General features: G+C 24.2%; 1 protein-coding gene. It reads right to left on the minus strand.

The annotated features are described in order from the left end of the window. Positions 1 to 159 (minus strand): pyruvate formate lyase family protein (locus tag AYC60_RS09530; RefSeq protein WP_414162570.1); only part of this gene is annotated, 159 nt, incomplete at its 3' end. Between the last annotated feature and the right edge of the window lie 81 nt (positions 160 to 240).

The following is a 240-nucleotide window of genomic DNA, read 5'->3' on the forward strand; positions in this document are numbered from 1 at the left end:
TTCAATGAAGTTATTTGCAGGTTTTCTAGAAATATTTTTTGAAACTTCTAACATTAATTTTACTTCTTTTCTTCTATTTTCATCTTTTTCTTCTAATATTAATTTATCTATCAAATCAACATATCTGTCAATATGAGATATTGATGCTTTAAAAGTAATTAATGAAGCTTTTCAAAAGTCATTATCTGGCTTTTCTTCAAGTTTTCTTTCTACTTCAGATCTTAACTTTTCAAACCCATT

Origin of the sequence: Streptobacillus felis, assembly GCF_001559775.1 — a bacterium.
In the GTDB taxonomy this organism is placed as follows: Bacteria; Fusobacteriota; Fusobacteriia; order Fusobacteriales; family Leptotrichiaceae; genus Streptobacillus; species Streptobacillus felis.